The sequence below is a fragment of the Corynebacterium tuberculostearicum genome (assembly GCF_013408445.1).
Classification (GTDB): Bacteria; Actinomycetota; Actinomycetes; order Mycobacteriales; family Mycobacteriaceae; genus Corynebacterium; species Corynebacterium tuberculostearicum.
This window is the reverse complement of the sequence record NZ_JACBZL010000001.1, coordinates 1561583-1574986: the sequence shown is the minus strand read 5'-3', so window position 1 is coordinate 1574986 and position 13404 is coordinate 1561583. Positions and strand designations below refer to the sequence as shown.

At 59.2% G+C, this 13404-nt stretch carries 13 protein-coding genes and 1 tRNA gene; 5 read left to right on the top strand and 9 right to left on the bottom strand.

Translation table 11 applies throughout. The features are described 5' to 3' along the window. Positions 1 to 65: 65 nt before the first annotated feature. The 3 genes from BJ985_RS07370 to BJ985_RS07360 all read right to left on the bottom strand — a co-directional run bounded on the left by BJ985_RS07370 (position 66) and on the right by BJ985_RS07360 (position 1412). Positions 66 to 995, bottom strand: coding sequence for a class C sortase (locus BJ985_RS07370; protein ID WP_005329407.1), 930 nt, complete (start codon positions 993 to 995; stop codon positions 66 to 68). 107 nt (positions 996 to 1102) lie between these two features. Next, positions 1103 to 1291 (bottom strand): hypothetical protein, encoded by a 189-nt coding sequence (locus BJ985_RS07365; RefSeq protein ID WP_005325457.1) that lies wholly within the window; start codon positions 1289 to 1291, stop codon positions 1103 to 1105. Between the two features lie 47 nt (positions 1292 to 1338). Further along, positions 1339 to 1412: transfer RNA gene (locus BJ985_RS07360), tRNA-Gly, on the bottom strand. A gap of 65 nt (positions 1413 to 1477) precedes the next feature. Between BJ985_RS07360 and dcd the strand changes: the two genes are divergently transcribed. Further along, on the top strand, positions 1478 to 2041 hold the full coding sequence (gene dcd, locus BJ985_RS07355; RefSeq protein WP_005329405.1) for a dCTP deaminase: 564 nt from the start codon (positions 1478 to 1480) through the stop codon (positions 2039 to 2041). A 42-nt stretch (positions 2042 to 2083) separates the two neighbouring features. Continuing rightward, positions 2084 to 3406 carry a UDP-glucose dehydrogenase family protein gene (locus tag BJ985_RS07350; protein ID WP_005329402.1) on the top strand — a complete coding sequence of 441 codons (1323 nt, stop codon included), beginning with the start codon at positions 2084 to 2086 and terminating at the stop codon, positions 3404 to 3406. A 71-nt stretch (positions 3407 to 3477) separates the two neighbouring features. Here BJ985_RS07350 and BJ985_RS07345 read toward each other — a convergent pair whose 3' ends face one another. The 5 genes from BJ985_RS07345 to BJ985_RS07325 all read right to left on the bottom strand — a co-directional run bounded on the left by BJ985_RS07345 (position 3478) and on the right by BJ985_RS07325 (position 10841). After that, positions 3478 to 4641: a YibE/F family protein gene (locus BJ985_RS07345; protein WP_179387071.1), complete on the bottom strand. Its 1164-nt coding sequence runs from the start codon at positions 4639 to 4641 to the stop codon at positions 3478 to 3480. A 144-nt stretch (positions 4642 to 4785) separates the two neighbouring features. After that, on the bottom strand, positions 4786 to 6015 hold the full coding sequence (locus BJ985_RS07340; RefSeq protein ID WP_179387070.1) for a pyridoxal phosphate-dependent aminotransferase: 1230 nt from the start codon (positions 6013 to 6015) through the stop codon (positions 4786 to 4788). 55 nt (positions 6016 to 6070) lie between these two features. Next, the gene (locus BJ985_RS07335; protein ID WP_236587124.1) at positions 6071 to 6712 is read right to left on the bottom strand and encodes a DUF1707 SHOCT-like domain-containing protein; all 642 of its coding nucleotides are present in this window, start codon (positions 6710 to 6712) and stop codon (positions 6071 to 6073) included. A 57-nt stretch (positions 6713 to 6769) separates the two neighbouring features. Continuing rightward, positions 6770 to 8047, bottom strand: coding sequence for a cation:proton antiporter (locus BJ985_RS07330; RefSeq protein WP_179387069.1), 1278 nt, complete (start codon positions 8045 to 8047; stop codon positions 6770 to 6772). A 34-nt stretch (positions 8048 to 8081) separates the two neighbouring features. Continuing rightward, a complete protein-coding gene (locus BJ985_RS07325) occupies positions 8082 to 10841 on the bottom strand; it encodes a (Fe-S)-binding protein (RefSeq protein WP_179387068.1) in 2760 nt (919 codons plus the stop codon). 244 nt (positions 10842 to 11085) lie between these two features. Between BJ985_RS07325 and BJ985_RS07320 the strand changes: the two genes are divergently transcribed. From BJ985_RS07320 to BJ985_RS07310, 3 genes are read left to right on the top strand one after another with little or no spacing between them, the layout of a single operon-like run. Then, the gene (locus BJ985_RS07320) at positions 11086 to 11664 is read left to right on the top strand and encodes a DUF6230 family protein (RefSeq protein ID WP_179387067.1); all 579 of its coding nucleotides are present in this window, start codon (positions 11086 to 11088) and stop codon (positions 11662 to 11664) included. Beyond that, positions 11654 to 12118, top strand: coding sequence for a DUF6114 domain-containing protein (locus BJ985_RS07315; RefSeq protein ID WP_179387066.1), 465 nt, complete (start codon positions 11654 to 11656; stop codon positions 12116 to 12118). Before BJ985_RS07320 ends, BJ985_RS07315 begins: the two co-directional genes overlap by 11 nt. Beyond that, a complete protein-coding gene (locus tag BJ985_RS07310) occupies positions 12118 to 12711 on the top strand; it encodes a hypothetical protein (protein WP_179387065.1) in 594 nt (197 codons plus the stop codon). The genes BJ985_RS07315 and BJ985_RS07310 overlap by 1 nt, the downstream gene beginning before the upstream one ends. Positions 12712 to 12916: 205 nt before the next feature. Here BJ985_RS07310 and BJ985_RS07305 read toward each other — a convergent pair whose 3' ends face one another. After that, a complete protein-coding gene (locus BJ985_RS07305) occupies positions 12917 to 13336 on the bottom strand; it encodes a methylenetetrahydrofolate--tRNA-(uracil-5-)-methyltransferase (protein WP_179387064.1) in 420 nt (139 codons plus the stop codon). Positions 13337 to 13404: the final 68 nt, after the last annotated feature.

Genomic DNA, 13404 nt, shown 5'->3' with positions numbered 1-13404 from the left:
TTTAGAAAAGGCCCGCTTTTCCAATAACCAGGGAAGGGCGGGCCTTATTGCATGCTCATTGTCGGTTAGGAGTCCTGCGGGTCGTCGTCAAGCGCGGCGCCCTTGCCGTTGCCCACATATTTGCGCCACCAGTAGATGAGAAGAAGCACGATGATGGCAGCGGCAGCCAGAATGGCCCACATCCACCACTGCCAGTGAATACCAGAGCTGTTGAATGCGGCCTCGTCTTCCGGATCCATTGGCACTCGGTGGCCGGTGACGAGCAAGCGGTGGGTATTTACACCGTAGGGGGTGCAGGTAATGAGCGTAACGAGGTCCTGGCCTGGCTCACGGTGGAGCGAGCTGGTGTCCGCAGGCTCGACGACCCGAATATCGTGCACCTCGTACTTGAGCTTCTCGCCGCCGGCGGCGATGTAGAAAGCATCGCCCTTCTTGACCTTGGTGAGGTTGTCCCACAGCGTGGCATTTTGTAGGCCAGTGTGAGCGGAAAGTGCTGCGTGCCGGCCCTCTCCACCACCGACGCCGCCGACAGGTAGGTCCGTGCCGTAGAGGTGGCCAGCGCCGCGGGAGAGTGCTTTTTCTGAGGTGCCATGATAAATGGGCAGATCGGAATCGATGGAGGGGATAACAATGCGGCCCATGGCATCGGTCTCCGACAGCACAGACAGGTATTGGCGGTAGCGCTGGTACTTGGGGGAGTCTTCGTCATCGGTGGTGGTCCAAGCGTCTTCCACACTGATTTGGCCCAGCTGCGCGTTGTAAGACTGCGCCTCGTCCCACGCGGTGTGCAGTACCTCAGGCGGGGCTTGCTTTTCCAGCTTGGCGTATTCCTCCGCGGCGCGGGATTGGGTGTGGTTGTTCCACTGCGTGGCCACGACGGGGTAGAGCAAGACACCGAGGCCGACGAGGATCAGAATTAACGCAATGATGGCGTTGGGGTTGACGCGCTTCTTCTTGGGTGCGTCGATGATTTCCGCTGGTTCGTGCTTGCCCATTGTGTCCTGCCTGTGGGGTTTGTGACCGCACGCCCTGGTACTGACGTGGGGGTAGTTTTTGAATCTCAGGCTAGGGACGATGTAGCTCTGAGAGAAAACGTGTCTGTCTAGTCGCCGATAACAAAGCACAGGGCTTCATACCGATTCAGAGTTGCCTCGTCGATGACCAAGATTTGATCAACCGCGCGCTGTTCGTGGAGCTCATCGATTGTGCGGGGCGCAAGATCTTGAAGTACATGCTCACGCTCAGCGCGAAGATCCGCTGTGGTTTTAGGCGTGAAGATAGGGGCTGTCATGGTCCATCCTGTAGGTATGAAATTAGTCCATGAAATGGGAAAACAAGTGGAGCCGACGACGGGAATCGAACCCGCGCCAGCAGCTTGGGAAGCTGCAGTTCTACCATTAAACTACGTCGGCACTGCGCGCTTGCACGCTCCGGCCTACTATACACCGCGGCCTTCGGCATGAGTAGAATTGGGGCCGTGCTTCTTTCAGATCGTGATATCCGTGCCGCCATTGACGCCGAAGAACTGGGCATCGAGCCCTTCGACAGCGAACTTATCCAGCCCTCGTCCGTAGATGTGCGCCTGGATAAGTATTTCCGAGTCTTCAATAACTCGCGGTACACGCATATTGACCCCAAAGAGGAAATGCCGGACCTCACCACCTTGGTGGAGGTAGAAGAAGATCAGTCCTTCATCCTCCACCCAGGCGAGTTCGTGCTCGGTGCCACGCTGGAAAAATTCACCTTGCCGGCAGACTTGGCCGGTCGCTTGGAGGGCAAGTCTTCCCTCGGCCGCCTGGGATTGTTGACCCACTCCACCGCGGGCTTTATTGATCCAGGTTTTTCCGGCCACATCACGCTCGAGCTTTCTAATACCGCCAACCTGCCTATCGCCCTGTGGCCGGGCATGAAGGTGGGTCAGCTGGCAATCTTCAAGATGACTTCACCAGCGGAAAGCCCATATGGCACCGGCTCGCTGGGCTCGAAGTACCAGGGGCAGCGCGGCCCGACGCCATCGAAGTCTTACCTGAATTTTCGATAGGCTTAAACCGGCATTCACATAGAGCCTCTAATATGGGGCTTTATGCGTATGACTGTAATCGGCACCGGATATTTGGGTGCAACCCATGCTGCCTGCATGGCCGAGCTCGGCCATGAAGTACTAGGCGTGGACGTAGATGACAATAAAATTTCCGCTCTTAAATCGGGCAAGGTTCCGTTCTATGAACCGGGCCTACCGGAGGTTCTCGAGCGCAATATCGAGGCCGGCCGTCTTGACTTCAGCACGGACTATGAAGAAGCAGCCGCGTTCGGCAACCTGCACTTTTTGGGCGTAGGTACCCCGCAGCGCCGCGGTTCCTACGCAGCGGATATGACCTACGTGAAGGCCGTCATCACGGATCTGGTGCCCAAGCTCAAGGGTGATCACATCATCTTTGGTAAGTCCACTGTTCCGGTGGGAACGGCTGCGGAGCTCCAAGAGCTAGCCAATGAGCTTGCCCCAGAAGGCACCACCGTGGAAATCGCGTGGAACCCAGAGTTCCTGCGTGAGGGCTACGCCGTCAAGGACACCATCACCCCAGACCGCATTGTTCTCGGCGTGCGCGAGGGCGAAAGCCGTGCCGAAGAGGTAGCACGCGAGGTTTATGCGCAGCCGCTATCGCAGGACACCCCATTCATCGTGACGGATTGGCAGACCGCCGAGCTAGTCAAGGTCTCCGCTAATGCGTTCCTGGCCACCAAGATTTCCTTTATCAACGCTGTCTCCGAAATCTGCGAGATTGCAGGCGCGGACGTTACCGCTCTTGCCGACGCCATTGGGCTCGACGAGCGCATCGGCCGCAAGTTCCTGGGCGCTGGCCTCGGCTTTGGTGGTGGTTGCCTGCCCAAGGACATCCGCGCCTTCATGGCCCGCGCCGGCGAGCTTGGCGCCGACCAAGCGCTGACCTTCCTGCGCGAGGTGGACGCTATCAATATGCGCCGCCGCGACCGTGTGGTGGACCTAGCCAAGGAAGCCTTCAATGGCTCCCTGCTTGGCCACCGCGTGACCGTGTTGGGCTGTGCGTTTAAGCCGAATTCCGATGACGTGCGCGATTCGCCCGCCCTTGCCGTAGCCGGTTCCCTGTCGCTGGCTGGCGCGGCAGTAACCGTCTATGACCCAGAAGGCATGGACAACGCCAAGAAGGTATTCCCCACCTTGGATTACGCCGCGGACACTGATGATGCCCTGCGCGAGGCTGAACTGGTGATTTTGGCTACCGAGTGGAAGCAGTTCAAAGAATTGGATCCGCAGCAGGCGGGCCAGCTTGTGGACAATAAGCACATTATCGATGGCCGCAATGTGCTGCCTGTCGCAGACTGGCAGCAGGCGGGCTGGAAGGTCGAGGCCTTGGGGCGCACCCTCTAGGTCCTCTACTTCTGAGATACAAAGGCTGAGCAGCGTGATTATTGCGCTGCTCAGCGTTCTGCATAAGGGCCCTAAGATTGTGCGCGCTGTGGCACTGTGAAAGCTGCAATGGCTGTAGTGATGGGAACCGCGAGGGTCAATGCCATCGCACCTACTCCGGAACGCAGCAGCTCCGTTGCGACGAGATCGCTGCTTAAAATCTGGCCTGCGGGGCGCTCCGCTGCGGTGATCAACATGAGCAGTGGCAAGGTCGCACCGGTATAGGTCAGAATTAGCGTATAAACCATTGAGGCAATATGGTCGCGGCCCACCTTCATTGCGGAGAGGAAAAGCTGTGAAGGGCGAGCATCAGGGTCCGCTCCGTGGAGTTCGGTAATGGTGGATGCTTGGGCCACGGCGGCGTCGGCAAGGCTGCCCAAGGCACCGACCACAAAACCGCATAAGAGCACGCCCACGATGGACACGTTGGGCATATAAAGAAGTAGCTTCAGGTTGTCCTCGGAACTATAGCCTTGTAGCTGCGAACTATCGATAGCGGCCCACGCTAACGCTGCTGCAAGAATGAGAGCGATAAGGGAGCCGCCCACCGCCGATGCCGATTTCCAATTCAGTCCATGGACGAGAGGAACGGCGAACAGAATGATGGCGGAACAGGCAACAAGGGCGGACCAGAGGGGGTTATGGGCGTCGATAAGAGCGGGGACGAGGAACGCAAAGATCACGCCTAGGCTGAGCGTCAAGCCGATAAGGGCGCGCACGCCATGCCAGGCCGCAAAAGCGATAATGACGACGGCCACGATAACTGCCCACAGAGCTAGGCTTCTGGTGCGCTGATAATCAGCAAAAGCATAGGACGCAGCGCCGGAAGGGTCATCTGCTTTGGAAAGAACAATTTTGTCGCCCGGTTTAAGCTGCGGATCGCCGGCATTGCCGTAGGTGACCAATTGGGTCATGCGTCCTTCGTCCTCGCCGGAGGTGATGTTGACCAGGGCACGGTCGCACTGCACTTCCTCAGTCCCAGGAATAAGTGGCGGTGTATCGAAGGCCTGACCAGTAAGTTCCGATTGGCAAGCCGAGTGGTCTGTCGTATCGACCGTGCCCTCCACCTGTGGGTGGTTGAGGGCATAGGTTTGCTGAAACTCAGTGGAGGTGTGCTCGGAAGCTGGACTCTGAGGCCACAGCAATGCCATGCCCGCAATGGTGGCAATAAGCGCTGTGACGAGCACACCGAGCAAAGTTAATCGCCATGGATGCTGAGTTATCGAAGCAGAGAGCCGACGCCATGAACTAGGGGTCGGCTGAGATTTAGGTCCCGCAGAATGTCTTCCCATGCACCATATTGTTATGGATTATCACTATCGTTAGCAACTGGTGGGAAACTACTGCTTGTAGCTCACTAGGAAGTTACCTAGGCGCTCAATGGCGTTTTCGATTTGGGATGCCCACGGCAGCGTCACCACGCGGAAGTGATCCGGGTTCGGCCAGTTAAAGCCGGTGCCTTGCACCATGAGGATCTTTTCTGCCTTCAAAATATCCAGCATGAGCTTGGCATCATCATGAATCTCATACACGTTCGGATCCAAGCGCGGGAAGAGGTAGAGCGAGCCCATGGGCTTTACCGCAGAAACGCCCGGAATCTCGTTGAGCTTTTCGTAGGCAATATTGCGCTGGCGCAAAAGGCGCCCGCCGGTACCGGTGAGCTCGTAGATGGACTGCCGGCCACCTAGCGCCACCTGGATAGCGTGCTGCGCCGGCACATTCGGGCACAGGCGCGTTCCGGCGAGAAGCTCCAATCCCTCGATGAAGCCACGGGCGTGGTGTTTAGGGCCGGTGAGCACCATCCAACCAGCGCGGTAGCCACACACGCGGTAGGCCTTGGACAAGCCATTAAATGTGATGGTGAGCAGGTCTGGGGCGAGCGAAGCAATGGAGATATGCTGCGCGCCGTCGTAAAGAATGCGGTCATAGATCTCATCAGCCAAGATGAGCAGGTTATGCTCGCGGGCGATGTTGACAATCTTCTGCAAAACTTCGCGTGAGTAGACAGCACCCGTTGGGTTATTCGGGTTGATGACCACAATGGCCTTGGTCTTATCCGTGATCTTAGACTCGATGTCCTCGATCGATGGGTTCCAGTCGTCCTCCTCATCGCACAGGTAGTGCACTGGGGTACCGCCTGCCAGGGACGTAGCTGCGGTCCACAGCGGATAATCCGGCGCCGGAATGAGAACCTCATCGCCATTATTAAGCAGCGCCTGGGTGGTCATGCTGATGAGCTCGGAGACGCCATTGCCCAAGAAGACATCGTTGATATCAAAGGGCGGAAAATCTTCAAGCTCGTAGCGGGTAACAATGGACCGACGAGCAGAAATGATTCCCTTGGAGGTGGAATAGCCCTGGGAAGTAGGCAGGGCAGCGATCATATCGCGCATGATGACATCGGGAGCCTCGAAGCCAAAGACGGCTGGGTTACCGGTGTTGAGTTTCAAGATGGTGTGCCCATCGAGCTCCATGCGTTCCGCTTCCGCAGAGACCTCGCCGCGAATGTCATACGCGACGCCCTTGAGTTTGTCGGACTGGTCAAAGATGCGGTGTTTCGGAGAAGTCATGGGAATATTGTGCCACGATTCACAGCCACACAAAACGCTTTAACAGCGGAGATGACTATTTTTTATTCCACTCGCTGAATTTGCGCTTGGCCAGATCCATAGCCTGTCCGGTAATTTCGCCGGCTTGCATGCGGCGATCGGCCCACATCTTTTCTTCGATCATTTTTTGCTGTGCGCGCTCATGTGCCGTGAGCGCGCGAATCTCGCGTAATTGCTCCTTTTCAATTTGGCGCACGGATGGGGCGTGCCACGAGGAAGGGCCCACCTTGGCAACGTAGAGCAGAATCCACAGGATAGGGATGAGCGCGGCTGCTACCGCGCCTCCCAGCAAAAGCCATGGGCTGCTTAAAGTCGCGCTCATCACGATAAGCGTTGGGCTGGCAACGGCAAGCACCACGGAGCCGGACAGAGCGGTCGCAAACTTTGGCTTCTTGCCCGCATTATGGGCGCGCGTGACCTCACCGCGAGAATAAACCTTGACCTCGTGGGAACCACGCGCCGGAATGTCTTGAAAGACGGGCACGAGGTCTTGGTGGGTGCTAGCGCGCATGACGTCGTCCGAGCGATCCTCGAACTCTTCCATGGTTAACCGGCCTTCACCCACGGCGCGGGCGAGGTCATTGATGGCATCGTTGCGCTCGGAATCGGACAGGCGCATCGTCCGATTGATAGGGGAAGAACCAAAGCTATTACTCACGCTTCCCAGTTTAGGAAATTTCCTCCCTGCTAGGGACGTGCTCTTAGCGAACGCTGCCTATAGGTCCTTGGGCTCAGTGGTGGAGTTCGCCTCGTCTTTCTTCTCGGGCTGTTTCTTGCCGCCCACCAGGCTGGCGAGGAATGGGAAGAGGGCGACGGTAAGTGCGCCGCCGGAGACAAAGATGGAGGCAATTTCGGGTTCCATAATCTTGGAGTTCACCGCCAAGGTGGTCACCGCCACGATGATCGGCAGACCGGTGGCGGAATACAAGCCCACTTGGAGGCGCTCGCGGATGGTTTCAATATCGGATCCGGTATGCGCTACATTTTCGCGCAGGAAGACCGGCAGACCACGCGTCACCAGAATAAGGGCTGGAATGCCCAGCACCTTCCACGGATTGTTGGCGATGGTATCCCAGCTAATGCTCATGCCGGAGACCACAAAGAAGACTGGGATAAGCATCGAATAAAACACCACATCGAGGCGGTGTTCAAGGCGGCGGTGGAATTCATCCGGGATGATGCGGTTCAAAATAATGCCAGCGGCAAAGGCGCCGAGCACGATATCGAGTTCAAAGACTGCCGTAACCGCCATGAGGATGGCCAGAATCAGGATGATAAGACGCAAGATCGTCTGGTTGGTGGAGCCCGCACCGGAGATAAAGGCGGTCTTCACCCAAGGGATGGCCGAGGCGATGGCCGCTGGCATGACGGCGACGGCAACGGCGATGATGATGAAGAATAACAAAATGATCATCGTCGTCAGCGTGGAACGAGTACCCAGCAACAGCGCCATGGCGGTAATGGGGGCGACCTCGCCAATAGCACCGTGAATCATCACGGAGTTGCCCACTTTGGTGCCCAGAATGCGGTCCTGTTTCAGCATCGGCGTGAGCGTGCCCAGCGCCGTTGATGTCAGCGCCAAGGCAACGACGATGGCACCGGGCACGTTATCCACCAAGAAGTAGGCGCCCACGCCACAGGCGAGGGCACAGATGATCCAGGTAGATAGTGCCGTCCCGGCTTCTTTGGTTTTTAGGGTAGAGATTTGAATCTCAAAGCCCGCGAGGAGGAACAGCGCGCCCACGCCGAGCTCCTTGAGCATTTCGATGCCTTCATCCTCGGCCGCGAGGTCGAGGACGGAAGGGCCAATAATCATGCCGAAAATCAGCAAAAGGGCCACCGACGGCAGGCGGTAGCCCAACATATAAGAGACCAGCGGCGCGAGTAGAGCCGCGGCCATAATCCAGGCGAAAGAGACGAGGGAATTTGTATTTTCGGTCGCGCCTGCCGCCAGCAGCAGGGCATCGGTGGGGAGTCCCGCATTAAAATGCATGGACTACAGCGTACGCACCAATGCCCCTGCGCGCCTACTCAGATTCAGGTGGCTTTGGCACGCTTTCCGACGCCGGTGGTGCCGGAGCCGCCGGAGGTGCTGGCGGGGTTGGTGCGGCTGGCGGCTCAGCCTTTGGCGGGGTGGGCGCAGCAGGAGCCTGTGGAGGTTTCGGGGCCGCCGGTGCGGCTGGTGCTGCCGGAGCTGCTGGCGCTGCAGGCGGCGTCGGTGCGGCTGGCGCCTTGGGTGCAGGTGCTGCTGGGGCACTTGGCGGGGTGGGTGCGCTCGGTGCAGCGGGAGCGGCTGGAGCCGCTGGTGCTTGCGGAGCTTGCGGTGCAGCTGGTGCGGCCGGGGCCCCGGGCGTTGCGGGTGCGCTAGGCGGTGTTGGAGCTGCTGGTGCCTTGGGCGCTGGTGCTGCTGGTGGCTGGGGAGCTTGTGGCGCAGTTGGTGCGGCCGGGGCCGCGGGCGTTGTGGGTGCGCTAGGCGGTGTTGGAGCTGCTGGTGCCTTGGGCGCAGGTGCTGCTGGAGCACTTGGCGGGGTGGGTGCGCTTGGTGCCGCGGGAGTCTGCGGTGCAGCCGGCGCTGCGGGTGCGGCTGGTGCTGCAGGAGCGGCGGGGGCTGGTGCTGGTGCCGATGCGGCCGGGGTGTGGGTGGTGTTTGGGGTGGCGGAAGTAGGGGCGTCGGCAAGCGGGGCGTCAGTGGTGCCCTCGGACTTTTGGTGGCGCACAGGGGTGGCCAGGAACGCCTTGGGGTGGGGCTCCGGCAGGGTGCCGGACTCGTCGAGCGCGATGGAATTGCGCAGCATAACCGCCACGTCATTGACCTTGGTGGTGGGGGTGGAATCCTGCGCCAAGGACTTCACGCCGCCGGTCATCATGACATTGCAGAAGGGGCAGCCGGTGGCGATTTCTTCCGCGCCGGTCTCTAGGGCCTGCTCGGTGCGGAAGTCATTGATGCGGGTGCCGAGCTTTTCCTCCATGAACATGCGGGCACCGCCGGCGCCACAGCAGAAGGCCTCGTCGCGGTTCTTGTCCATCTCGCGCAGCTCCACGCCGGTGGCCTCGAGCAGCTCGCGCGGAGGATCGAAGACCTTATTGTGGCGGCCGAGGAAGCACGGATCGTGGTAGGTAATGGGCTTGCGGTTCTCCGGCGTGCGTGGCACCGGCTTGAGCAAGCCCTCGCGGACCAGCCGGTTGAGCAGCTGGGTGTGGTGGAAGACGTCGAAGTGCCCGTCAAAGTCCGGGTACTCATTGCGGATGGTGTTAAAGCAGTGCGGGCAGGTGGTGATGATCTTGCGCTGGCCCTCCGGTACGCCGTCGAAGGCGTTGTTGAGGGTCTCTACGTTTTGCTGCGCCATCATCTGGAAAAGAAACTCGTTGCCGGCGCGGCGGGCAGGGTCACCCGTACAGGTCTCACCCGTGGAGAGCACGCCAAACTTCACGCCTGCGGTATGCAGCAGGTCTACTACGGCACGGGTGGTGCGGCGGCCATCGTCATCATAAGCACCGGCGCAGCCCACCCAGAGCAGGTATTCCATATCGGAGAAATCGGCCTCGTCTTCACCAATGATGGGGACGTCGATGCCATCGGCGCGGGCCTCATCGATCCAGGCGCGGCGCTCAGAGTTATTCCGGCCCCATGGATTGCCCTTGTTTTCCATATTCTTGAACAAGCCGGTGAGCTCGGAAGGGAAGTCCGATTCCGCAAGCACCTTGAAGCGGCGCAGGTCCGCAATGTGATCGATGTGCTCAATATCGGTAGGACACTGATCCACGCACGCACCGCAGTTGGTACAAGACCAGAGCACGTCATCATCGATAACGCCGGCCATGGACAGCACGTCCAGGCCCTCGTGCGGGTTGTAGTTATCCAGTGCGCCCTGGCGCAGGTCCATCATGACTTTTTTGGGGCTCAGCGGCTTTTCGGTATTCCACGCCGGGCATAGTTCTTGGCAGCGGCCGCACTCGGTACAGGAGGTGGAATCCAGCAGCATCTTCCAGCTACCCGGGGTGATGTCTTCTTCTAAGTCCGGGGTGGGCAGTTCTTGCAATGCCTTTTCACCGGTGGCGTTGCGCTGGAAGAAAATATTGAAAAAGCTGGTGAAGCGGTGCCACATCACGCCCCACTGGAAATTGCGGGAAATGAAGACGATAAACAGCATGCCGGATAGCAGCTTGAATAGCGCGAAAAAGCTCACCAGCGCCGGTGACTCGGGGAAGAGCTTGGCCAAGTGGATGCTCAAGAAATCCGCCCAGGCGGAGCCGCCGCCGTAGGTGGCGATCTTGGTGGATTTCACCAGGATCATGCCGAGTCCCTCAGAAAAGACAATGAACTCTACCCAGCGCGCCGAGGCGGTTTGAGAATTGAAGAAGCGGCTGCCGCGCTCGGTATCGCCAAGCTTGAGGCGCACACTGATGAGGAAGCCGATGCCTAGGACCGTCGCGATGCCCAAGACTTCCTCAACGAAGTGGTAGACCGGCCAGTGGCTGAGCCACGGCCAGCCCTTATTCGGCGCGAAGGTTTGGATATAGGCCTCAAACCACACCAGGATGCCGAAAAGGAAGCCCACCATCACCAGCCAGTGGGCGGCATTGACCAGCGGTTTACCCTTGAAGTGGGAATGACCAAAGACTTCCGCAATAACGCGCCATAAACGCTTGCCTAGGCTATCGGTGCGCTTGAGCTGGGTGGGTCCGCCGGAGCGGATGAACTTAAAGAGGGCCCATACGCGGGTGAAAAAGTACAGCCACACCGGAATCGATGCGGCTACAGCGATCCAACCGAACACGGTGGTCATGCGTGCTCCTTTAATACTGATGCTCCACGTTGTTATCTACCTTAAAGCCTAGGGGTGGAAATCAGAGAGTCTGCATTCAGTGCGGTATCACGGCGGGGTGGGCTGTACACTGTCAAGATGAGAAACTCGGCCGCCATATTCTGCTAAACGTGCTGTGCACGGCGGCGGAATAATACAGTGTCGGCGTCCGTAATGTGGCCGGGCAAGAAGAAGACCGAGACTGCCGCAGAAAGGGTAAACCGCCATGGGCAAAACCAATATCACCAAGGCCGCGGTGGCCTTGACCGCAGGCCTTGCTGCCTTTGGTGTTACTGGATTCGCCGTGGCGCAGGGCGGCTTGACCGCGAACCTGGCCCTTTCCGGTAGCTTCTTTAAAATCACCATGGGGCACTTGGATGGAGAAGGCTTTTCGCTTTTTGTTGATGATGATCAAAAGGCCGAAGAGCACCTTCCCGTCGCCCGCATCAAGCTGGACCACGCCAAGGTCTCTGATCTTTGCCTTTCGGTGACGGTTCCCAAGGTCCCCGGCGTTGGTGGGGAGGCCACCCTAGCGCTGAAGGCTGAGGGCGAGGGTAGCGTGGAGTCCGATAGCCTGCTGGTCGGTGCGACCGACGTGGATGGTTCTTTGGTCATGCAGGATGTCAACGTGGGCATCGATGCGAATCAGCTCAGCGATACCGCGGATCCTGGCGCGTGGGGCCTGTATTCCAAGCAGGTCTCCCTCAAGGCGGATGATGTCAAGGCCACCTCCGTAGGCGCGCAGCGCCTTTCTGCCAAGAATGTGGGAGTGACGGTGAGGAGGGGGTCCGATAATGGCTGCTGAGTCCACCGCGGAAGAAACACAGACCCTCCCGACGGCGGAGGTAACGGGCGAGGAGGAATCTAAGCCCAGCCTGTGGCAGCGCTTCCGCCGCTGGCGCAGTGGTCGGCCCTTCCTTCCCGGGCTATTGCTTATTTTGTCCGGCATCATCATTGCCGCGCCGGCCTATATCACCATCCGCATCTCTGACCTTTTGGTCATGATTTCCACCATCTCTGGCGTCTCTACGCTGCTTATCGGCGTGTTGCTGGCTATGTTCGGCCTTGGCGCTTGGTTCCAGCCGGCAACCTCGAATTATGTCGGTGTGCTAGGCATCATCGTGGCCATTATCGCCTTGCCGACGTCCAATTTGGGCGGCTTCATCATCGGCTCCCTCCTCGGCATCATTGGTGGGGCCTTTACCTTTGCGTGGCAGCCGGGGGAGAAAAAGCGCCGCACCAAGGAAGCGGCGGAATAATGACGAGGGCGATGCCGCGGGCGGCGCGTAGCTGCTTGGCCGTACTGACCTGCGCGCTGGCGGTTGGCGGTGTGAGCGGTTCCGAACGGGTTAATGCGCAAAATGCCCCGGCGGTTCCGTATTTCAGTACCGTCTTTGCGGATAAGGTGACGCTGACGAAGAATGTCACCGTATCTTTGGGTACTTTCCCCACCGCCAGCGGTGATGTGCGGGTCCTGGAGCTGAAGGGCGAAAACCTCGACATCGACAACCTCGCCATTACGCTGCCTGGCCGCTATGGCGATGGCATGTTGACCACGGGCGGGGATACCACCGAGGTACGCGGCGGACCGGTGACCATTATGGCTACCGAGCTTAAGGCCACCCCGGCGGTGGGTAAGGTTTCTGCACCCCGGGCGGAAATCGATTTAAGCCGCGACGATATCAATGCCGTGTTGGACAAGCTCGGTGTTCCAGAGTCGCACCCCGTCCCCGATGCGGAGGTGCCCGACGTAATCATGGACCACATTGAGCTGCGCGATGTCACCCTTGAGCTGGTGAACCTCAAGGGCGCCCACTTCAACGCGCCGACCGTGACGGTAGGGCTGGAGTAGCTCGCCGCCGGGGAAGGTCTACCCTTGAGCGAACTGGGACTGATACAGGCACCAGTACGCTCCCTGAGCCGCAAGGCGCTTGTGGTGCGAGCCTTATCGAGTGCACGCGCAGGCAGCTCCAAACCGGGTAATAAGAATGTGAACCAGATCCATGGACCTGCGCCCTCTGACATGCTTTGGTTGGGGAGCTGGTCGGTGGATGCTGCTAAATCCCCACGTGAGCCAGCTGCGCGCGGGTGATGACGCTGTGCCAATCCTCAAAGTCTTCGAGGGGAGCGCACAGCCCTTCCCAAGTGGTAACGGCCACGCCCCGGGCCTTGAGCTCGAGCAAGAGCAGCTCGCGGTCGCCAGAAGAAGCTAGGCGGTGGATCTCGTTATGCGTGATATCGCCGTCTGGTCCTACCCGCACGTTGCCGATAAGGCGCAAGCGGGGAGTGGTGCCGGGGCCGCAGTGGGAGCCCGTGACGGCGTCGCCCAGCACGCCAGCCAAGCCCGCAAAGCGGCGGAGTAGACCGAATGGTGCGGTGCATTGAGTAATAAGGTCCACACACATGCCAGCGCTGATAAGCTTTTCGGCGGTGGATAGGGCTGCCGGGCCCTCCCCGATGATGGCTATACGCTGCATGAAAGTGCCTCCTTGTGTAGGGCGCGCACACCCGCAATAGACTGTCTTGTCTGTAAATCTAGTCCGCT